General features: G+C 67.7%; 15 protein-coding genes. 13 read left to right on the forward strand and 2 right to left on the reverse strand.

Annotated elements, in window-relative coordinates:
* Positions 1-14: 14 nt before the first annotated feature.
* Positions 15-1,499 carry an AAA family ATPase gene (locus JLDANKMP_RS14100; RefSeq protein ID WP_212561450.1) on the forward strand — a complete coding sequence of 495 codons (1,485 nt, stop codon included), beginning with the start codon at positions 15-17 and terminating at the stop codon, positions 1,497-1,499.
* A gap of 122 nt (positions 1,500-1,621) precedes the next feature.
* On the opposite strand, the gene JLDANKMP_RS14105 is transcribed toward JLDANKMP_RS14100, so the two are convergent.
* Positions 1,622-2,257: a hypothetical protein gene (locus JLDANKMP_RS14105; RefSeq protein WP_005407536.1), complete on the reverse strand. Its 636-nt coding sequence runs from the start codon at positions 2,255-2,257 to the stop codon at positions 1,622-1,624.
* 171 nt (positions 2,258-2,428) lie between these two features.
* Here JLDANKMP_RS14105 and JLDANKMP_RS14110 point away from each other — a divergent pair, with 171 nt between their 5' ends.
* The 3 genes from JLDANKMP_RS14110 to JLDANKMP_RS14120 all read left to right on the forward strand — a co-directional run bounded on the left by JLDANKMP_RS14110 (position 2,429) and on the right by JLDANKMP_RS14120 (position 7,860).
* Complete coding sequence (locus tag JLDANKMP_RS14110) at positions 2,429-6,115, forward strand: indolepyruvate ferredoxin oxidoreductase family protein (RefSeq protein ID WP_212561451.1); 3,687 nt, start codon at positions 2,429-2,431, stop codon at positions 6,113-6,115.
* Positions 6,116-6,276: 161 nt separating this feature from the next.
* Positions 6,277-6,534, forward strand: coding sequence for a helix-turn-helix transcriptional regulator (locus JLDANKMP_RS14115; RefSeq protein WP_005407534.1), 258 nt, complete (start codon positions 6,277-6,279; stop codon positions 6,532-6,534).
* A 3-nt stretch (positions 6,535-6,537) separates the two neighbouring features.
* On the forward strand, positions 6,538-7,860 hold the full coding sequence (locus JLDANKMP_RS14120) for a type II toxin-antitoxin system HipA family toxin (protein WP_038646246.1): 1,323 nt from the start codon (positions 6,538-6,540) through the stop codon (positions 7,858-7,860).
* Here JLDANKMP_RS14120 and JLDANKMP_RS14125 read toward each other — a convergent pair whose 3' ends face one another.
* On the reverse strand, positions 7,861-8,475 hold the full coding sequence (locus JLDANKMP_RS14125) for a DUF938 domain-containing protein (protein ID WP_212561452.1): 615 nt from the start codon (positions 8,473-8,475) through the stop codon (positions 7,861-7,863).
* 700 nt (positions 8,476-9,175) lie between these two features.
* Here JLDANKMP_RS14125 and JLDANKMP_RS14130 point away from each other — a divergent pair.
* The 9 genes from JLDANKMP_RS14130 to JLDANKMP_RS14170 are packed head-to-tail and all read left to right on the forward strand — an operon-like array spanning position 9,176 to position 21,524.
* Positions 9,176-10,807, forward strand: a complete 1,632-nt coding sequence (locus JLDANKMP_RS14130) for a TldD/PmbA family protein (protein WP_212561453.1) — start codon at positions 9,176-9,178, stop codon at positions 10,805-10,807.
* A 30-nt stretch (positions 10,808-10,837) separates the two neighbouring features.
* Positions 10,838-12,472 carry a TldD/PmbA family protein gene (locus JLDANKMP_RS14135; RefSeq protein ID WP_212561454.1) on the forward strand — a complete coding sequence of 545 codons (1,635 nt, stop codon included), beginning with the start codon at positions 10,838-10,840 and terminating at the stop codon, positions 12,470-12,472.
* Positions 12,473-12,493: 21 nt separating this feature from the next.
* Positions 12,494-13,828 carry a TldD/PmbA family protein gene (locus JLDANKMP_RS14140; protein WP_005407529.1) on the forward strand — a complete coding sequence of 445 codons (1,335 nt, stop codon included), beginning with the start codon at positions 12,494-12,496 and terminating at the stop codon, positions 13,826-13,828.
* Positions 13,828-14,535, forward strand: coding sequence for a DUF4159 domain-containing protein (locus tag JLDANKMP_RS14145; RefSeq protein WP_212561455.1), 708 nt, complete (start codon positions 13,828-13,830; stop codon positions 14,533-14,535). Before JLDANKMP_RS14140 ends, JLDANKMP_RS14145 begins: the two co-directional genes overlap by 1 nt.
* A gap of 16 nt (positions 14,536-14,551) precedes the next feature.
* Positions 14,552-15,535: a MoxR family ATPase gene (locus JLDANKMP_RS14150; RefSeq protein WP_212561456.1), complete on the forward strand. Its 984-nt coding sequence runs from the start codon at positions 14,552-14,554 to the stop codon at positions 15,533-15,535.
* A 7-nt stretch (positions 15,536-15,542) separates the two neighbouring features.
* Positions 15,543-16,439 carry a DUF58 domain-containing protein gene (locus tag JLDANKMP_RS14155; RefSeq protein WP_212561457.1) on the forward strand — a complete coding sequence of 299 codons (897 nt, stop codon included), beginning with the start codon at positions 15,543-15,545 and terminating at the stop codon, positions 16,437-16,439.
* Entirely contained in the window at positions 16,436-17,557 is a 1,122-nt protein-coding gene (locus tag JLDANKMP_RS14160; RefSeq protein WP_212561458.1) for a BatA domain-containing protein, read from the forward strand. The genes JLDANKMP_RS14155 and JLDANKMP_RS14160 overlap by 4 nt, the downstream gene beginning before the upstream one ends.
* Positions 17,554-19,719, forward strand: coding sequence for a hypothetical protein (locus JLDANKMP_RS14165; RefSeq protein ID WP_212561459.1), 2,166 nt, complete (start codon positions 17,554-17,556; stop codon positions 19,717-19,719). The genes JLDANKMP_RS14160 and JLDANKMP_RS14165 overlap by 4 nt, the downstream gene beginning before the upstream one ends.
* Complete coding sequence (locus JLDANKMP_RS14170) at positions 19,716-21,524, forward strand: hypothetical protein (RefSeq protein WP_212561460.1); 1,809 nt, start codon at positions 19,716-19,718, stop codon at positions 21,522-21,524. The genes JLDANKMP_RS14165 and JLDANKMP_RS14170 overlap by 4 nt, the downstream gene beginning before the upstream one ends.
* Positions 21,525-21,556 lie beyond the last annotated feature (32 nt).

The raw sequence follows: 21,556 nt of genomic DNA on the forward strand, positions 1-21,556 counted from the left end.
AGGATCGAACCGGCATGAGCGAGCTGCAGGACCTGAGCGCACTGATCCGCGCCAACACCCCCCTGATCGTGATCGAGACCCAGGACGAGGGTCGCATCGTCGACCTGTTCCGGCAGACACTGATGCACGTCTGGCGGGCGCTGCACCGGTGGTCGATCACCGAGGGCCTGCGCCGCATCGACCTGGACAGCGAAGATCCGCCGGCCGGGCCACCCGACGCCAGCGCGGCCCTGCAGATGATCCGCCAGGCCGGGCAGCGCGGGGTCTACCTGCTGCTCGATTTCCACCCCTACCTGGGCTATGCCAGCCACCAGCGCACCCTGCGCGACCTGATCCAGCGCCGTCACAGCGAACCGCACGTGCTGGTGCTGATCGGCGCCAAGGTCGAACTGCCGGCCGAGCTGGAAGCGCTGGCGGTCCGCTTCAACCCGCGCCTGCCCGATGCCAACGCCCTGCTGAAGATGCTGCGCGAGGAGGCCGATGCCTACGCCCGCGAACATGGCGGCCGCCGCGTCGAAGTCGACAGCGAGGCGGTGAAGAAGATCCTGAAGAACCTGCAGGGCCTGAGCCTGGTCGATGCCCGGCGCATCGCCCGGCAGCTGATCTACGCCGACGGCGCGCTGCGCGACGACGACCTGCCGCAGCTGGCACGGCTGAAGTTCGAGCTGCTCAACCGCAGCGGCCACCTGTTCTTCGAGCATGACAGCGCGCGGTTCGGCGACGTGGCCGGCGCCAACCGGCTCAAGCGCTGGATCAACCAGCGGCGTGTGGCGTTCATCGCTGGCTCCGCACCGGCCGGGCTGGACCCACCGCGCGGCATGCTGCTGCTGGGCGTGCAGGGTTGCGGCAAGTCGATGCTGGCCAAGGCCACCGCCGCCGGTTTCGGCGTACCGCTGCTGCGCCTGGACGTGGGCGCGCTGTACAACAAGTACCACGGCGAGACCGAGGCCAACCTGCGCCAGGCCTTGGCCTCGGCCGAGCAGCTGGCGCCCTGCGTGCTGTGGATGGATGAAATCGAGAAGGGCCTGGCCAGCGGTGGCGAGGACGGTGGCGTGTCACGCCGCGTGCTGGGCCATCTGCTGACCTGGATGGCCGAGCGCAAGGCACCGGTGTTCATCGTGGCCACCGCCAACCAGGTGCACGAGCTGCCTGCCGAGCTGCTGCGCAAGGGCCGCTTCGACGAGATCTTCTTCGTTGACCTGCCTTCGCCGGAGGTGCGCGTGGAACTGCTGCGGCTGCACCTGGGTCGGCGCCAGCTCAATGCCGACGACTTCGCACTACCCGCGCTGGCGGCTGCCGCCAACGGGTTCTCCGGCGCGGAGATCGAGCAGGCGATCGTGGCCGGGCTGTATGCGGCGCACGCCGAAGGGCGGCCACTGGATACCGAGCTGCTGATGAACGAGATCCGTGCGACGCGACCGCTGTCGGTGCTGATGGCCCAGCAGGTGGAGGCACTGCGGGCATGGGCATCGGGGCGGACGGTTTCCGCGGACGATTGAGGGGTTTCCAGCGAACGGCGCAGCCCCTCGTGGCGGCTGGTTGGCTGTGAACATCAAAAGCGGCGCTTGGCCGGGCGGGGTGGATTCGCGGGGGACGCCGTGAACCCGGCCGCCCCCCTCCCTCAGGGCCACGCAGGCGGGGCCGCCGCCCAGGCCTGCTGCACCTCGGCCAACGACGCGCGCTCATCCTCGCGCCACTGCGGCAGCAGCTGCGCGTAATTGGCACTGGTGCTCCATTGCGACGGCTCGGTACGCACTGCTGCGGCATACCACTGCACGGCCTCCTGCTTCTGCCCCATCCGCCATAGGGCCAGCGCGTAGGTGGGTGGCACCCAGCTGGGCTTGCTGCGCGCATTGCCGGCCGACGACAACCATTGCTCCAGCGCCGCCTCCGGCTTGCCCTGGCGCAGCAGGTCCCAGCCATAGTTCCAACGCACGCTGCGGCCCGCGCTGCTCTGTGCCGGCGCCTCCTTCAGGGCCTCGCCATACAGCTGGTCGGCCAGCTCGGCACGGCCCTGGGTGCTGGCCACCGAAGCCAGCTGCACGGTGGCTTCCACCGCGCGCCGGCCGCGCTCGCGCAGCCTCACCAGCTGGGTGACCAGCTCATCGCCTTCGCCCTGCATCGCCACCATCGGTGCCGCCGCCAGGTCGCTGTCGAAGTAGAACTCCTGTGGTGCCGGCATGGCCGGCGCGGCCCACGCCGTGGCCGCTCCCGAGGCCAGCAGCACGCTGGCCAGGATCTTTCCTGGAACTGACATCCCTTCTCCCCAGGCTGCACAACCGCAGCCTCCCTCTCTCGCCCCGATCCTAACCCCAGCAGCGGCGCGGGCGCGAGTGCCGGGCCCACCACGGCCCCGCTGCTACAATTCGCGCCTTTCCCGCCGCGTGCCTGCACGCGGCCGGTGCCAGCCGATCCTACCGGGCCAGCCATGACCAGTACCGCGCAACTCACTTCGCCCTCCTCCGCCGACCTGCTCGACCGTGATTACACGCTCGACCACAAGTACACCCGCAACGAGGGGCGGATCTACCTGAGTGGCGTGCAGGCGCTGGTGCGGCTGCCGCTGATGCAGCGCCTGCGCGATGCCGCCGAAGGCATCGACAGCGCCGGCTTCGTCAGTGGCTACCGTGGCAGCCCACTGGGTGGCTTCGACCTGGAACTGTGGCGCGCGCGCAAGCATCTGGAAGCGGCCAAGGTGAAGTTCACCCCCGGCCTGAACGAGGACCTGGGCGCCACCATGGTATGGGGCACCCAGCAGACCAACCTGTTCCCCGGCGCCAACGTGCAGGGCGTGTTCGGCATGTGGTACGGCAAGGGACCGGGCGTGGACCGCTGCGGCGACGTGTTCAAGCATGCCAATGCGGCCGGCACCTCGCGCTATGGTGGCGTGCTGGCACTGGCCGCCGATGACCATGCCTGCCGCAGTTCGACCCTGCCGCATGGCAGCGAGGACGAGTTCGTCAGCGCGATGATGCCGGTGCTGAACCCGGCCGGCGTGCAGGACATCCTCGACATGGGCCTGCTGGGCTGGGCGATGAGCCGCTATACCGGCCGCTGGGTCGGCTTCAAGACGATCGCCGAGACGGTGGAATCGTCGGCGTCGGTGCAGGTCGATCCGATGGCGCGCCGCATCGTGCTGCCGGAAGACTTCGAGATGCCGTCGGGTGGCCTCAACATCCGCTGGCCGGACCCGCCGCTGGACCAGGAAATGCGCCTGCACCGCTATGCGGTGAAGGCCGCGCAGGCCTTTGCCCGCGCCAACGGCATCGACAAGGTGGTGATGGATGCGCCGCGCGCGCGGCTGGGCATCGTCACCACCGGCAAGAGCTACCTGGACGTGCTGCAGGCGCTGGAGTACCTGGGCCTGGACGAAGCCGCGTGCGCCGACATCGGCATCCGTGTGTACAAGGTCGGCATGACCTGGCCGCTGGAACCGCAGGGCATCGCGCGCTTCGCGCAGGGGCTGGAAGACATCATCGTGGTGGAGGAGAAGCGTGCCTTCATCGAGCGCCAGATGAAGGAACAGTTCTTCAACTGGCCGGCCAGCTGGGGCCAGCGCCCGTCCATCGTCGGCAAGTACGACGAGAGTGGCGAATGGATCCTGCCGTCCACCGGCGAACTGACCCCGGCCACCATCGCCGGCGTGATCGGCCGCCGCATCCAGAAGTTCTTCAACAACGAATCCATTGAACAACGCCTGCAGTGGATGCAGCAGAAGGAAGCCGAGCTTGCGTTGCCGCGCGCCAGCTTCCCGCGCGTGCCGCACTACTGCTCCGGTTGCCCACACAACACCTCCACCCAGGTGCCGGAAGGCTCGCGGGCACTGGCCGGCATCGGTTGCCATTACATGGTGACCTGGATGGACCGCAGCACCGACACCTTCACCCACATGGGCGGCGAAGGCGTGACCTGGGCCGGGCAGGCGCCGTTCACCGATACCCCGCACGTGTTCCAGAACCTGGGCGACGGCACCTATTTCCACAGCGGCTCGCTGGCGATCCGCCAGGCGGTCGCGGCCGGCGTCAACATCACCTACAAGATCCTCTACAACGACGCGGTGGCGATGACCGGCGGCCAGCCGGTGGACGGCCCGCTGAGCGTGCCCGACATCGCACGGCAGATGCGCGCCGAAGGCATCCACACCATCGTGGTGCTGTCGGACAACATCGGCAAGTGGACCGGCCAGCGCGAGCACTTCCCCAGCGACGTGGAGTTCCACGACCGCAGCGAACTGGAGGAGGTGCAGAAGCGCCTGCGCGACGTGAAGGGTGTTTCGATCCTGATCTACGAACAGACCTGCGCCACCGAGAAGCGTCGCCGCCGCAAGCGCGGCAAGCTGGAAGATCCGCAGAAGCGGGTGCTGATCAATTCGCTGGTCTGCGAGGGTTGCGGCGACTGCGGCAAGAAGAGCTTCTGCGTGTCGGTGCTGCCGAAGGAAACCGAGTTCGGGCGCAAGCGCGAGATCGACCAGTCCAACTGCAACAAGGACTATTCGTGCGTGAACGGCTTCTGCCCGAGCTTCGTCACCGTACACGGTGGCCAGCCGCGCAAGGGCAGCAAGCGCGATGCCTCCACGCTGCTGGACAATCTGCCGGCACCAGCCATCCGCGGCACGCTGGAACAACCCTGGAACATCCTGATCACCGGCGTCGGCGGTACCGGCGTGGTGACCATCGGTGCACTGCTGGGCATGGCCGGCCACCTGGAAGGCAAGGGCGCGACCGTGCTCGACCAGACCGGCCTGGCGCAGAAGGGTGGCGCGGTGACCACGCACATCCGCATCGCACGCCGCCCGGATGACATCCACGCCGTGCGCATCGCCGCCGGTGAAGCCGACCTGGTGCTGGGCTGCGACATGGTGGTGGTCAACGACTACTGGGCGCTTTCGAAGGTGCGCGCCGGCCGTTCGCAGGTGGTGCTGAACACCTACGAAGCGATGCCGGGCACGTTCACCACCCGTCCGGACATGCAGTTCCCCGCCGCCGACATCATCGCCGGTGTGCGCGTAGCCCTGGGCGGCCAGGAGCCGCTGCTGCTCGATGCCACCCAGCTGGCCACCGCGCTGCTGGGCGATGCCATCGCCGCCAACCTGTTCATCCTCGGCTACGCCTGGCAGCAGGGCCTGGTGCCGCTGTCGTTCGAGTCGCTGATGCGCGCCATCGAACTCAATGGCGCCGCCGTGGCGATGAACCAGCAGGCCTTTGCCTGGGGCCGCCTGGCCGTGGTCGACCCGCAGGCCGTGCAGCAGGCCGCCGGCCTGGTGCGCAACCGCCACACCGATACCGAGTCCACCCCCGGCCCGCTGCACCCGCTGCCGCCGGGCGAGTGGGAAGGCAATGAATGGGGTGCGACCGCGGCACCGCGCAACACCGGCGACGAACGCGAACTGCGTGGCCTGCCCTCGCACGGTGGCGACGTGGCATTCCTGCCGCTGGACGACGCACGCCTGTCGCGTTCGCTGGACGAAATGATCGAGCGTCGCGCCGCCTTCCTGGTCGATTACCAGGACGCTGCCTATGCCAACCGCTACCGTGATCTGGTGGCACGCGTGCGCGCCACCGAGGCCGAGCGCATCGGCGGTTCCACCGCGTTGACCGAGACGGTAGCCCGCTACCTGTTCAAGCTGATGGCCTACAAGGACGAGTACGAAGTGGCCCGCCTGTACACCAGCGGTGACTTCCAGCGCCGCCTGCAGCAGCAGTTCGAGGGTGACTACCAGCTGCGCTTCCACCTGGCGCCGCCGCTGTTCGCAAAGAAGGATGAGCAGGGCCGCCTGCTGAAGAAGGAATACGGCCCGTGGATGTTCAAGGCCTTCGGCCTGCTGGCCAAGCTGAAGTTCCTGCGTGGCGGCCGCCTGGATGTATTCGGCCGTACTGAAGAGCGGCGCATGGAGCGCCAGCTGATCGCCGATTACGAAGCCACCGTGCGGCTGCTGCTGGATGGCCTGGAGGACGGCCGCCTGGCCCTGGCGGTGGAGATCGCCAGCGTGCCCGAGCACATCCGCGGCTTCGGCCACGTCAAGGAAGCGCACTACGAACAGGCCAAGGCGCGCGAGGCTGCCCTGCTGGCGCAGTGGCGCAACCCGAAGGCGCTGCATATCGTGCAGGTGGCTTGACGCGGCGCTGCGTCATGGAAAGGCAACCTATAGGTTGCAAAGCGATATAGCAATCGATAGGTTGCCTCCTCAGCGAGAAAGCGATAGGTTGCTTGTCGTAAAGCAACCTATCCTTTGCGTACGCGTTGGCGTACGGTCATCTTTCCTTGAGGACTGCCGGTATGGACAGGCCGCTGCACACAGTGAGGACAGCCCAACAACTTGCGCCCCTGATGCGTGCTTTCCGGCGCCAGGCGGGCCTGAGCCAGGCTCAGCTGGCGGAGCGACTCGGGATCAGCCGCCAGGCAGTGGGCGCGCTGGAACGCGACCCTGCATCGGCAAGTTTTGAACGCCTGATGCGGATCTGGGCGGTGCTGGGTCTGGAGGTCAGCCTCCAGCAACGAAGTCCCCAGGAGAACACGTCGTCATTGGAGTGGTGAGCCATGGGTACGCTGCAGGTCTGGATGAATGGTGTGGAAGTCGCACTTTGGGATGATGTCCGGAACGGGTCATCCAGGTTGTCGTATGTCAGCCAGTGGATCAGCTCGCCCCAGTCCCGACCGTTGTCGCTCTCTCTACCCCTGCTCCCAGATGGCGAGAGCCATCGGGGCAACGTCGTCAACGACTACTTCGATAACCTTCTTCCCGATAACGTCGCCATACGCAACCGGATCCGCGACCGGTTCGCCACGCGCGGCAGCGATACGTTCGATCTTCTTGAAGCCATTGGACGGGATTGTGTCGGCGCAGTGCAGCTGTTGCCGCCAGCGCATCCACCCGAAGACATCCAGCAGATCACGTGCGAGGTGTTGGACGAAGCAGGTGTCGCTACGATCCTGCGTCAGGTGACGACAGGGAACCTGCCTGGCGCACCCAGCCGTGATGATGCATTCCGCATTTCCATCGCCGGTGCGCAGGAAAAGACCGGTCTTCTGCTGCATGCTGGCAAATGGTGCATTCCTACCGGCAACACACCATCCACTCACATCTTCAAGCTGCCGCTTGGCATTGTTGGCAACATGCGGGCAGACATGCACCAGTCCGTGGAGAATGAATGGCTGTGCATGCATCTGCTTTCCGCCTTTGATATCCCCGTGGCCGAGACGCAGATGGGCCGCTTCAACGACCAACGTGCTCTCATTGTCGAGCGGTTTGACCGTCGCCTGTCTGCCGACCGCCGGTGGTGGCTGCGACTGCCACAGGAAGACATGTGTCAGGTCTTTGGTCTGCCGGCTGCCAGAAAGTATGAATCCGATGGCGGCCCCGGTATCGTTCCGATCATGGATCTGCTTCGACAGTCCGAACACCCCGAGGATCGCGCGATCTTCTTCAAGACGCAGATTCTTTTCTGGATGCTGGCCGCAACCGACGGCCATGCCAAGAATTTCAGTGTTCACCTGGAAGCCGGCGGACGCTTCCGCCTGACGCCCGTCTACGACGTGCTGTCGGTATATCCCATCCTCGGCAGGGGACCCAATCAACTCGATCCACGAAACGCACAGCTCGCCATGGCCGTACATGGCAAGAACCGCCACCGGAAACTGCACCTTGTGCGACGGCGGCACTGGAATGAAACCGCGCGCGCCTGCGGCGTTGCCGATGGTGCAGAACCATGGATCAAGACATTGATCGCGGCCGTCGAGCCCGCCATCCAGCAGGTCACCCGTCAGCTCCCGGATGACTTCCCCTCAAACGTGTCCGAACCGATTTTCAACGGACTTCGTGCTGCGGCAGCACGCCTTTCCAGCATGGCCCCCGAGGCTTGATCACCCCAACCGCCACAGCAGGAGGCGGTTGTTGGCCGGCATCGCCACGTCGCGCAGGCGGGTGAAGCCGTTGTCCTCGGCCAGCGCCTGCACGGCTTCCACATCGCGTATGCCGCTGCGCGGGTCACGTGCCTTCAGCCACGCATCGAACTGCGCGTTGCTGTCGCTGGTGTAGCGGCCGCCGTAGTTGAACGGGCCGTAGACCGCCAGCAGCGCACCGTGGCGCAGCAGCGGTGGCAGCGCGGCGAACAGTGCCTGCACGTGTTCCCAGCTCATGATGTGCAGCGTGTTGGCGCTGAATGCGGCATCAAACGTGGTGCCCTCGGGCAGCGACAGGCCGGGCGCTGGCGGTAGTTCCACTTGCAGCGCCAGCGGCGGCAACAGGTTCAGCAGCGCGGCCTCTGCACGCCAGGCCTCGATGCCGGGCAGATGGTCCGGATGATCACTGGGCTGCCAGCGCAGCCACGGCCAGCGCTCGGCGAAGAAGGCCGCATGCTGGCCGGTGCCACTGCCGATCTCCAGCACCCGATGGCGGTCGCCCATCCACGGGTCGAGCGCGGCCGCGATCGGTTCGCGGTTGCGTTCGCAGGCTTCTGAATACGGCTTGCTCGACATCAGGACGGGGTCCAGGCGGGGTCGGCCCCATTGTGCACGAGGGGGTGTTGCTCGGCAGGGCTTGCAGCCCTGCACCTGCTTCAAGCCACAGCAACGGCAACAGCCACGTCAAATTCAAAAGCGGGCTTTCCGTGGGATGACGGGGTGGGTCCGATTGAGGGGGACGCTGCAAGTACGTCCATGTAAGCTCGGTCGCCGCATCCATGCGGCTCACGCCCCCTCAACCGGACCCACCCCGCCTTCGACAGTTGGCCGCGATCTGTCGGAAACACTCTTGGGGTCAGATCCGTTTTCCGCAGGAAAACGGATCTGACCCCGAATTTCATTCGATATCTGACAGATGTGCCGACCAACGGTCGGCACCCACCAACAGCCACCGGCCAGCTGTCAGAGGTGGGGCGGTGTGGGTGGGCAGGACCGTTGGCGCCATGGATGGCGCCATCGAGCCCCCAGGGACGGGTTTACGGCGTGTCCTGCCCACCCACACCGCCCCGCCATCCCACGGAATGCCGCTCTGGCTCTGGCTCTGGCTTTGGCCGTTGCCGTTGCTCTGTGCAGGTGCAGGGCGCAGCCCTGCCGAAACACCCCCAACCATGACTGCAGTCACTTGTCCCCACGCCCCGCGCTGGCGAAAGTCGAGGAGTTGACGTGATCGGTCCGGCCCATTGCCAACCGCACGCAAGCGAGAGAGAGAAACGCTGTGCAACGACGTGAGTTCCTGGCTTTTTCCGGTCTGGGCCTGGCGGGCCTGCTGCTGCCGCATTCCCGTGCCATCGCCGCCGAGCAGCTGCTTGCCCCGGTCGATACCGCCCAGCGCAGGCGCCTGGCGGACGTGGCGCTGGCCGCCGCACGCACCGCCAAGGCCAGCTACTGCGATGTCCGCATCGGCCGCTATCTCAACCAGTCGGTCATCACCCGCGAACACCAGGTCGGCAATGTGACCAACCGCGAGTCGTCCGGCGTGGGCGTGCGCGTGATCGTCAACGGCGCCTGGGGCTTCGCCGCCACCCATCAGCAGACCGAGGCCGCCGTGCGCGCCGCAGTCGAGCAGGCGGCCGCGATCGCACGCGCCAACGCCAGCATCCAGACCCGGCCGGTGCAGCTGGCGCCGACGTCGTCGGTCGGCGAGGTGCGCTGGCAGACCCCGATCCGCAGGAACGCAATGGCGGTGCCGATCCAGGACAAGGTCGAACTGCTGCTGGCGCTCAACGCCGCCGCGCTGAATGCGGGTGCCGACTACATCAATTCCACCCTGTTCCTGGTCAACGAACAGAAGTACTTCGCCTCCAGCGACGGCTCGTTCATCGACCAGGACATCCACCGCATCTGGCTGCCGTTCACCGCCACCGCCATCGACAAGGCCAGCGGCAGGTTCCGTACCCGCGCTGGCCTGTCCTCGCCGATGGGCATGGGCTACGAGTTCCTCGATGGCGATGCGAGTGGCAAGGTGCAGCTGCCCGGCGGCATCACCGCCTACCGCGATTCCTACGACCCGGTCGAGGACGCCATCGCGGCCGCCCGCCACGCCCGCGAGAAGCTGAAGGCGCCGTCGGTAAAGCCCGGCAAGTACGACCTGGTGCTGGACCCGTCCAACCTGTTCCTGACCATCCACGAGAACGTCGGCCACCCGCTGGAGCTGGACCGCGTGCTCGGCTACGAAGCCAACTACGCCGGCACCAGCTTCGCCACCCTGGACAAGCGCGATGCGGGTTTCCGCTGGGGCAGCGACATCGTCACCTTCTTCGCCGACAAGACCCAGCCGGGCAGCCTCGGCGCCGTCGGCTACGACGATGAAGGGGTGAAGACGCAGCGTTGGGACCTGGTGCGCGACGGCATCCTGGTTGACTACCAGGCCACCCGCGACGAGGCCCATATCCTCGGCCGCGATGCATCGCATGGCTGCAGCTATGCCGATTCCTGGTCCAGCGTGCAGTTCCAGCGCATGGCCAATGTCTCACTGGCGCCGGGCAAGCAGCCGCTCAGCGTCGAGGACATGATCAAGGACGTGGAGAACGGCATCTGGATCCACGGCCGCGGTTCGTATTCGATCGACCAGCAGCGCTACAACGCGCAGTTCGGCGGCCAGCTGTACTACCAGATCAAGGACGGAAAGATCGCTGGCATGGTCGAGGATGCGGCCTACCAGATCCGAACGCCGGAATTCTGGAATGCCTGCACCGCCATCTGCGATGAACGCGACTTCCGCCTGGGCGGTTCGTTCTTCGACGGCAAGGGCCAGCCCGGCCAGGTCTCGGCGGTCTCGCACGGTTCGTCCACCACCCGCTTCAACGGCATCAACATCATCAACACCGCGCGCAGTCTCGGCGCTTGAGCCACCCATCCTTCGACATGGAGAGCAGCCTTGCAAAGACGTGACTTCCTGGCCCTGACCGGGCTTACCGCGGGCGGGCTGATCGTGCCCTCCTTCTTCGGCAAGGTGATCGCCGCCGAACAGCTGCAGAGCTCGCTGGACCTGGGGCTGAAGAAGCGCCTGGCCGATGCGGCGCTGGCCGCCGCCCGCCAGGCCGGCGCCACCTACTGCGACGTGCGCATCGGCCGTTACCTGCGGCAGTTCGTGATCACCCGCGAGGACAAGGTGCAGAACGTGGTGAACACCGAGTCCACCGGCGTGGGCATCCGCGTGATCGTCAACGGCGCCTGGGGCTTTGCCGCCACCAATGCGCTGGGTACGGCCGATGTGGCCAAGGCCGCGCAGCAGGCGGCGGCGATCGCCAAGGCCAATGCCGGCGTGCAGACCGCGCCGGTGCAGCTGGCCAAGGCGCCGGGCGTCGGTGAGGTGAGCTGGCGCACGCCGATCCGCAAGAATGCGATGGAGGTGCCGATCAAGGACAAGGTCGGGCTGCTGCTGGACGTCAACGCCGCCGCAATGGGCGCTGGCGCCAGCTTCGTCAATTCGATGCTGTTCCTGGTCAACGAGCAGAAGTACTTCGCTTCCACCGATGGTTCCTACATCGACCAGGACGTGCACCGCATCTGGGCGCCGATGACGGTCACCGCCATCGACAAGGCCAGCGGCAAGTTCCGCACTCGTTCGGGCCTGTCCTCGCCGATGGGCCTGGGCTACGAGTACCTGGACGGCGCCGCCGCCGGCAAGGTGGTCAGCCCCAATGGCGTGGTCAACTACAGTTCTTCCTACGACATGAAGGAAGACGCCATCGCCGCTGCCCGGCAGGCGCAGGAAAAGCTGAAGGCACCGTCGGTGAAGCCGGGCAAGTACGACCTGGTGCTCGACCCGTCGCACACCTGGCTGACCATCCACGAATCGATCGGCCACCCGCTGGAACTGGATCGCGTGCTCGGCTACGAAGCCAACTACGCCGGTACCAGCTTCGCCACCCTGGACAAGCGCGAACAGCATTTCCAGTACGGCAGCGAGCTGGTCAACATCTTCGCCGACAAGACCCAGCCGGGCAGCCTCGGCGCAGTGGCGTACGACGATGAAGGCGTGAAGTGCAAGCGCTGGGACCTGATCAGCAACGGCAAGCTGGTGGACTACCAGACCATCCGCGACCAGGCCCACATCCTCGGCAAGACCGAGTCCGACGGCTGCTGCTATGCCGACTCGTGGTCCAGCGTGCAGTTCCAGCGCATGGCCAACGTGTCGATGGCACCGGGCAAGAAGCCATTGAGCGTGCCGGACCTGATCAAGGACGTGGAGAACGGCATCTACATCATCGGTGATGGTTCGTTCTCGATCGACCAGCAGCGCTACAACGCGCAGTTCGGCGGCCAGCTGTTCTACGAGATCAAGAACGGCCAGATCACCCGCATGCTGGAAGACGTGGCCTACCAGATCCGCACGCCGGAGTTCTGGAACGCCTGCACCGCCGTGGCCGACGAGCGTGACTACCGCCTGGGCGGTTCGTTCTTCGACGGCAAGGGCCAGCCGGGCCAGGTCTCGGCGGTCTCGCACGGTTCGTCCACCGCGCGCTTCAACGGCATCAACGTCATCAACACCGCACGCAGCCTCGGCTGATCGGTCAGGAGCCCTTACACCATGAGTATCTTCACCGAAGCCCAGGCCAAGGCCATCCTCGACAAGGTCATCGCCCTGTCCAAGGCCGACGAATGCACCGCCGTGCTGGCCGGCGCGATCGACGGCAACATCCGTTTCGCACTGAACAATGTCTCCACCAGCGGCATCGTCGACAACACCGAACTGGCGGTCACCGTTGCCTTCGGCAAGCGCGTCGGCACGGCCTCGATCAACGAGTTCGACGATGCCGCGCTGGAACGCGTGGTGCGCCGTGCCGAAGACCTGGCCCGCCTGGCCCCGGAAAACCCGGAGTTCATGCCGGCCATCGGCAAGCAGACCTACCGCGCCAGCCCCACCTTCAGCGAATCCACTGCCGCGATCGATCCGGCATTCCGTGCCAAGGTTGCCGCAGATTCAATCGCGCCGTGCCGTGGCCATGGCCTGATCGCCGCCGGCTTCCTCGAAGACGGCCAGGGCTTCCAGGCCACCGCCAACAGCAACGGCAACTTCGCCTACCAGCGCACCACCAACTTCAACTACACCTGCACCGTGCGCACCGAGGATGGCCGTGGTTCGGGCTGGGTCGGCCGCAACCTGAAGGATGCGGCTGACTTCAAGGCGGACCAGGACATCCGCATCGCCATGCGCAAGGCCACCGAATCGGCCGAAGCCAAAGCGCTGGAACCGGGCAAGTACACGGTGATCCTGGAGCCGGCTGCGGCGGCCGGCCTGATCAGCTTCATGATGAACTTCTTCAGCGCACGCTCGGCCGATGAAGGCCGCAGCTTCCTGTCCAAGAAGGGCGGCGGCAACAAGCTGGGCGAGCAGGTCTACGACCCGCGCGTGACCATGATCGCCGACCCGTGGCACCCGGACGCACCGGTGCTGCCCTGGGACAACGAGGGCCTGCCCCGCGAGCGCATGGCCATCATCGAGAACGGCAGGATCGCCAACCTGGACTACTCGCGCTTCTGGGCGCAGAAGCAGGGCAAGACCGCCAAGGCGTCGCCGGGCAACCTGCTGATGAGCGGTGGCGACAAGAGCACCGCCGAACTGGTTCGCGGCACCCAGAAGGGCATCCTGGTCACCCGCACCTGGTACATCCGCATGGTCGATCCGCAGACCGTGCTGCTGACCGGCCTGACCCGCGACGGCACCTTCTACATCGAGAACGGCCAGATCAAGCATCCGGTGAAGAACTTCCGCTTCAACGAATCGCCGGTGATCATGCTCAACAACATCGAAGAGCTGGGCAAGCCGGTGCGCGTGGCCGGTGATGAATCCAGCTACGTGATGATGATCCCGCCGATGAAGCTGCGCGATTTCACCTTCACTTCGCTGTCCGACGCGGTCTGATGGATCGCCGGGCCTGCCTGCGCTGGTTGGCCGCTGCCGCTTCGGCGGCGGCGCTGCCAACCTGGGCACAGGCAGGCCCGCGCAGTTCGCGCTACGACTTCTGGTTCACCCGCCTTCAGTACGACTCCGGTGACTGGGACGTGGACGCGCGCATGCCGTCCAACCTGATCACCTCGCTGATCGACTACACCTCGCTGCGCGTGGACCCGCAGGAACACGTGGTGGCGCTGGCCGACCCACGCATGCTGGAGGCGCCGTTCTGCTACCTGGCCGGGCACACGCTGGTGGAGTTCAACGCCGCCGAGCGGCAGAACTTCGTGCGCTACGTGCGCAATGGCGGCTTCGTCTTCGTCGACGACTGCAACCACGACATCGACGGCCTGTTCGCTACCTCGTTCGAGGCGCAGATGGGTCGCCTGTTCGGGTCCAGGGCATTGCAGAAGCTGCCCAACAGCCACCCGCTGTACCGCAGTTTCTTCCGCTTCCCGGATGGCCCGCCTGCCACCAGCTTCGAACTCAACGGCTGGGGCGACGACCTGGTGCACGACTACCTGAAGGGCATCGAGGTCGACGGCCGCCTGGGCCTGCTGTACAGCAACAAGGACTACGGCTGCGAGTGGGACTACGACTGGCGCAACAAGCGCTTCCTGTCCGAAGACAACACCCGCTTCGGCGTCAACATCGTGATGTACGCGTTGAACAATTGATAGGACCTGCACGCCCATGACCTCCCCCGACCTCGATTCCCTGTTGCCGCGCCTGGATGAGCTGCGCGCCGCGCTCGCACGCGCCGTGGTGGGCCAGCACACCGTGGTCGAGCAGCTGCTGATCGGCCTGCTGGCCGGCGGCCACTGCCTGCTGGAAGGCGCACCCGGGCTCGGCAAGACCCTGCTGGTGCGCTCGCTCGGCCAGGCACTGGAGCTGCAGTTCCGGCGCGTGCAGTTCACCCCCGACCTGATGCCCAGCGACATCCTCGGTACCGAGCTGCTGGAGGAAGACCACGGCACCGGCCATCGCCACTTCCGCTTCCAGCAGGGCCCGATCTTCACCCACCTGCTGCTGGCTGACGAACTCAACCGCACCCCACCCAAGACCCAGGCCGCACTGCTGGAAGCGATGCAGGAACGCACGGTCAGCTACGCTGGTACCACCTACGCGCTGCCCGCGCCGTTCTTCGTGCTGGCCACGCAGAACCCGATCGAGCAGGCCGGAACCTACCCGCTGCCGGAAGCGCAGCTGGACCGCTTCCTGCTGCACGTGCTGGTGGATTACCCCAGCGAAGACGAGGAGCGGCAGATCCTGGAACAGACCACCGGCGGTGCCACCGACGCGGTGCCGAAGGTGATGGATGCCGACGCGGTGATCGCGCTGCAGGCCGCGGTGCGCCAGGTGCATGTCAGCCCGGATGTGCTGGCCTGGATCACCCGCCTGGTGCGCGCCAGCCGGCCCGGCGACGGTGCTCCGGCGGCGATCAACCAATGGGTGAAGTGGGGCGCCGGCCCGCGTGCCGGCCAGTCGCTGGTGCTGGCAGCGAAGGCACGCGCACTGCTGCAGGGCCGTTTCGCCGCCACCCGCGAGGACGTACAGGCGCTGGCCGCGCCGGTAATGCGCCATCGCCTGCTGCTGTCGTTCGCCGCCGAGGCCGAGCAGAAGCGTGCCGACGACGTGGTCGCCGCGCTGCTGCAGGCCGTGCCCTTCCCGGGTTGAGCCACGCGTGAACGCAGGTACGCCGTTGACCCTGCCGCCGGAACTGCGTGCGCGCTTGCGCATGTTGCGGCTGCGGCCGCGCCTGGCCAGCGGTGCAAGCGGCATCGGCCAGCACGCCAGCCGCAGCCGCGGTGCCGGCCTCGAATTCGCCCAGTACCGTGCCTATGAGCCTGGTGACGAACTCCGCCAGATCGACTGGAAGCTGTATGCACGCTCGGACCGCTTCTTCGTGCGCGAGTCCGAACGCGAAAGCCCGATCACGGTCTGGCTGCTGCTAGACGCCACCGCTTCGGCCGATCAGGCGGATCGCGCGGTACCGCAGCGCACGCGCCTGGACCACATGCGTGGCGTGGCCGCGTGCCTGGTTGAACTGGCCCTGCAACAGGGTGATCGCTTCGGCCTGCTGGCGATCAATGGCGCTGGCCTGCAACTGGTGCCTGCGGCGAACGGCGCGCGCCAGCGTGATCGCGTGCATCTGCAACTGCATGCCCTGCAGGCGCGCGGCGCCTGGCCTGCGGCCGATCGCCTTCGCCCGCTGTGGGAGCGCGTGCGCCCGGGCGACCTGCTGCTGGCAATCGGCGATGGCTTCGACGACGCCGGCATCGTGCTGCTGGAACAACTGGCCAGCGCGCGCCGCGAAGTGGCACTGCTGCAGATCCTCACCGCCGACGAGCGCGACTTCCCGTTCGACGCCGGCCACCGCTTCCGCGACCCGGAGACCGGCGAGGAACTGCTGGGCGATGGCGCGGCGATCCGCGCTGACTACCTGCAGCGCTTCGCCGACGCACGCAGCGCATTGCATGCGCGCCTGCAGGCCAACGGGATTGCCAGTGCCACCGGCTGGCTCGACCAGCCGCTGGACCAGGCGCTGCAGGCGCTGTTTGGCCGTGGGGGCGATGCATGACCCTGCTGTTCCCGCTCGGCCTGGCCGCGCTCGCTGCAGGGTTGCTGCCGCTGCTGATCCACCTGGCCCGCCGCCATCCGTACACGCCACTGGATTTCGCCGCGCTGCGCTGGCTGCGCGCGCAGATCCGGCCGCGCCAGCGCATCCGCTTCGATGACTGGCCGTTGCTGCTGGTGCGCCTGCTGTTGCTGGCCGCACTGGCATTGCTGCTGGCACGACCTGCGTTGACTGGCCCGACGGCGCCTCCCGCTGCATGGACCGTGGTAGCGCCGGGACTGGATGCTACGGCCCTGCGTGGAACGGCCGAGGATGGCAACTGGCACTGGCTGGCACCCGGCTTCCCCGCCATTGATCAGGCACCACCTGCAGCCAGCGCATCCCTGCCCAGCCTGCTGCGCGAACTGGACGCGCAGCTGCCCGTTGGCACCGCATTGACCGTGCACGTTCCCGATCCCCTGCCCAGCCTGGATGGCGCCCGCCTGCAGCTGTCGCGCGACGTGCAATGGCACACGCAGCCGATACCGGTCACTGCGCAACCGAGTGCCGCGATGTCGCCGCGCCTGCGCGTGCACAGCGATGCTTCGGCCACTGCCCAGCGCTGGTTGAACGCACTGCAGCGCGCGTGGGGCGTGCAGGCACCGCTTGCTCCGCTGCCGGCGGATGCCCTGCCGGAGCGCGGTGAGATCGGCGTGTGGAGCCGCAGCGATCCACTGCCGGCGAACTGGCAGGCGTGGCTGCGCGGCGGCGGTCGTGTCATGACTGCCGCCAAGCCTGCTGCCAGCGCCAGCATCCTGCTGCGCGATGCCGAGGGCGCACCACTGCTGTGGCAGCAACGCATCGGCCACGGCTCTCTGCTGGCGCTGCCGGGTGGCTGGAATGCCGCCAGCAACCCTGCGCTGCGCGATCCGCGCCTGCCACGTGCCCTGCTGCTGGCGCTGCAGCCGCCTACGGCCCCGCGCCTGGGCGATGCACGTGACCAGGCACCGCAGCGGACCGCATTGCCTGCTGCAACACCACCGCTGCGTGAGCCCACGCCTTGGCTGTTGCTGGCCGTCGTGCTGCTGTTCGCGCTGGAACGCTGGATGGCCAGCAGCGCCCGGCGCAGGGTGGCCGCATGAACACCCTGCAGCACGCCTGGCAACGCGCACGCCGCCGCGGTGCGCTCATCACCCTGCTGTTGGGCCTGCCATGGGCGCTGGCCGCCACGGTGCCGGCCCTGCGTCTTGCGGGCTTCGATATCGCCTGCGTCGTCGGCACGGTCAGTCTGCTCGCGTGTGCGGCCTTCGCTACTGCGCGTGCCCGCCAGCTGGACCGGCAGTGGCTGCAGCGCCAGCTCGATGGCAGCGGTGCCAGCGAGGACAGTGCCGATCTGCTGTTCGCCGATGCCGCCACGCTCAATCCGCTGCAGCAGCGCCAGCGCACGCATGTGCTGGCCATGCTGGAATGCGCGATGCCGGAGCTGCGTCCACGCTGGCCGCGTGGGGCATTGGCGCTGTGCTGGATCGCAGGCCTGGCCATTGTTGTGCTGGCATTCGGCTGGCCACGTTCCAGCCCCGGCTCCGTGCCTGTCCGCACGCCGGTGCCTGGCAGCGCTGCTGCTGCGGGCCCGCTGCGCCTGCAGTCCACCCGCCTGCGCATCGACGCGCCGGCCTATACCGGCCAGGCCACGCTCACCCAGAATGCGCTGGATGCGAAGGTTGCCGCCGACAGCCGGCTGTCCTGGTCCCTGCGCTTCGACCGCGCCCCGGACAAGGCGTGGCTGCAGTTCCACGATGGTCGCCGCTTGCCACTGAGCGAGCGCGAAGGACAGTGGCAGGCGCAGGATGTGGCACGTATGCCGCTGCTGTACCGCGTGGTGAGCGAACCGGCACTGGCAGAGACCCGCCTGCATCGGCTGGATGTGGTGGCCGACCGTGCACCCAGCGTGCGCGTACTGGAGCCCACGGCCAGCCTGGTGCTGGGCACGCCGGGGCAACGGCAGTGGGCACTGCGCTTCGAGGCCAGCGACGATTACGGTGTCGCGGCGCAGGCAACGCTGTCGATCACCACTACCCAGGGCAGCGGTGAGAACATCACCTTCGTGAAGCGCAGCGTCACACTTGCCGGCAGCGGCGAAGCCGCCGCGCGGCGTTTCGCCCACACCCTTGATCTGGCTGCGCTGGGCGCGCAGCCTGGCAACGATGTGATCGCCCAGCTGGAGGTACGCGACAATCATGCACCCACGCCGCAGACCGGGCGCAGCAGCAGCGTGATCCTGCGCCTGCCCAGCGCCGAAGTCGCGCTCGGTGCAGAGCTCGAGGGCCGCATCAAGAAGACCCTGCCTGCGTACTTCCGCAGCCAGCGGCAGATCATCATCGATGCCGAAGCGCTGATCCGGCAGCGACGCAGCCTGGCCGCCGAGGACTTCGTGAAGCGCAGCGATGCGATCGGTGTCGACCAGCGCATCCTGCGCCTGCGCTACGGCCAGTTCCTGGGCGAGGAAAGCGAAGGTGCGCCGAAGCCGCCGCCGACCAGCGACCTGCCCACCAGCGATGCGCCGACCGCAGACGGCCACGACGACGATCACGAACACGACCATGGCGCGCAGGCCGGCGCGCAAGACGACCATGGCCACGATCATGGCAGTACCGCCAACGCAGATATCCCGCCGGTGTTCGGCAGCGAGACCGACGTGCTTTCCGAATACGGGCACACCCATGACCACGCCGAGGCGACCACCCTGCTCGATCCGCAGACCCGCGCCACGTTGAAGGCCGCGCTGGACCAGATGTGGTCGGCCGAAGGCGAGCTGCGCCAGGGCCGCCCGGAGCAGGCGCTGCCATTTGCCTACAAGGCGCTGGGCTTCATCAAACAGGTGCAGCAGGCCGAGCGCATCTACCTGGCCCGGGTCGGGCAGGAGCTGCCACCCATCGATGAAAGCCGCCGGCTGGGCGGTGATCGCGCCGGACTGGCCAGTCGTGAACTGCCGTTGGCCGCGCGAACCCCGCCGGACCCGGCCATCGTTGAAGCCTGGCAACGCCTCGGTGATGACAACGGCGCACCGGATCTCGATGCGCTGGCGGCCTGGCAGCAGCGCAACGCCACCTACCTGCCCGATGCACTCGATCTGGCTGCGGCCATCGAGCAGCTGCGCATCGAGCCCGACTGCGGCGACTGTCGCCAGCGCCTGCGCGCACAGTTGTGGCGGGCGCTGCAGCGTCCGCTGCCACAGGCGATGCGGCGCAGTGCCGCCGATGCGATGGGCCAGCGCTACCTCGACGCGCTGGAGGCGCAGCCATGAACGCCTCCGCTGTGAACCTGTGGATTGCACCGGCACTCGCCCTGATCGTGGTCATCGCCAGCGTGCGCCAGCTGCGTGCGGACACTGCGCACCCCGGCCGCCGGTGGGTCGTGATCGCACTGCAGATCGTCGTCGCCACGCTGCTGTATTTCTGCCTGGCGCCCCCCACCCGCCAGCAGCCCGCAGGCGGGCTGGTCGTGCTTGGCGTCGATGCGGGCAAGGCCGGCGCACTCCCGGCCAGCGAAGGCCCGCTGTTGCTGTTGCCGGAAGCTGCCGATGTGCCCGGCGCACAGCGCGTACCCGACCTGGCCACCGCGCTGCGCCAGCATCCGGCCGCCACGCTGACGCTGGTCGGTGCGGGCCTGGTCGCACGTGACCGCGACGCGGTGCTGCCGCCGGATGTGCGTTGGCAGGCTGCACCGGAGCCGCGCGGCTGGATCGCGCTGCAGCCGCCGGCCGATGTCGCACCCGGTGCCCGCTTCGACGTGCAGGCACAGGCGCGTGGCGCGGCCAAGGCGAAGGCCGAACTGCTCGACCCGGCCGACAGCGTGGTCGATCGCACGGACGTTGCCGACGACGGCCGCGTGCAGCTGAGTGGCATCGCCCGCGCCGAAGGCCGCAGCGTGTTCCAGCTGCGCCTGCTCGATGCCGACGGCCATGTGGTGGACAGCGTACCGGTGCCGCAGCAGACCCTGCCGTCCGCACCGCTGCGCCTGCTGGTGCGCGCCGGCGCGCCGGGTCCAGAGCTGAAGTACCTGCGGCGCTGGGCAGCCGATGCAGGCATCCGTGTGCAGGTGCAGGCGGATACCGGGGCCGGACTCAGCATCGGCGATGGCGCGGTGTCGATCGATGCAGCATCGCTCACGCGCAGCGATCTGTTGCTGCTGGACGAGCGCAGCCTGGCGGCATTGAGTGCGGGCAAGCTGGCCGCCGTGCGCCAGGCGCTGCGCGATGGACTGGGCGTGCTGGTGCGCAGTGCGGGCGCACCTTCGGCCAGCGCGCGGCAACGCCTTCGCGATCTGGGCCTGCCAGTGCAGGGTGATGGCAGCAGCCACCCCCTCGAACTTCCCGGCGATGGCGAAAGCGCGGTCCTCGCCGCACGCCGTGGCCCGCTCGCCGCTGGCACATTGCCGACCGGCTACGGCGAAGAGGCCGACCGCAGCTCGCACAGTGCCGCGCTGCCTTCGCTGGAAGCACTGGCGTTGCAGGCGCCGGGCAGCGACGCGCTGCTGCACGATCGGGGCGGCCAGGCCGTCGGCGGCTGGCGCGCGGTCGGCAAGGGCCGCATCGGCCTGCTGCCGCTGACCGACAGCTGGCGCTGGGTGCTGGCAGGCCGTGATGACCGCCACGGCGAACTGTGGAGCGACGTGGTTGCCACGCTGGCACGCGCGCAGGGCAGCGGTGATGCGCTGTGGTCACCACAGCCGATCAGCTGGGCAGGCGAACGGCAGGCGCTGTGCGGCGTGCAGGCGCCGCTGCAGGCCTTCAACCCGCGTGGCGACAGCGTGCCGCTGATCGCCGATGGTGCAACGTCGGCGCTGCGCTGCGCCGGCTGGTGGCCCCGTGAGGCAGGCTGGCAGCGCCTGCGGCATGGCGACAGTATCGTCTGGCGCTATGCATTCGACCCGAAGGACGCACCTGCACTGCATCGGCAGGCGATGATCGATGCGACCACGCAGGCGTTGGCCTCCAGCACGTCGGCGAACGCGTCGGTGATGCAGCCCGTGGCAGGCTCACGCTGGCCGTGGTGGCTGGCGTTCGTGTTGTGCGCATCGCTGCTGTGGTGGCTGGAACGGCGGCGCTGACCCGGGGTCGGATCCCTTTCGCCCGCGAAAGG

This window comes from Stenotrophomonas sp. PE591 (genome assembly GCF_018320795.1).
Taxonomy (GTDB): domain Bacteria; phylum Pseudomonadota; class Gammaproteobacteria; order Xanthomonadales; family Xanthomonadaceae; genus Stenotrophomonas; species Stenotrophomonas maltophilia.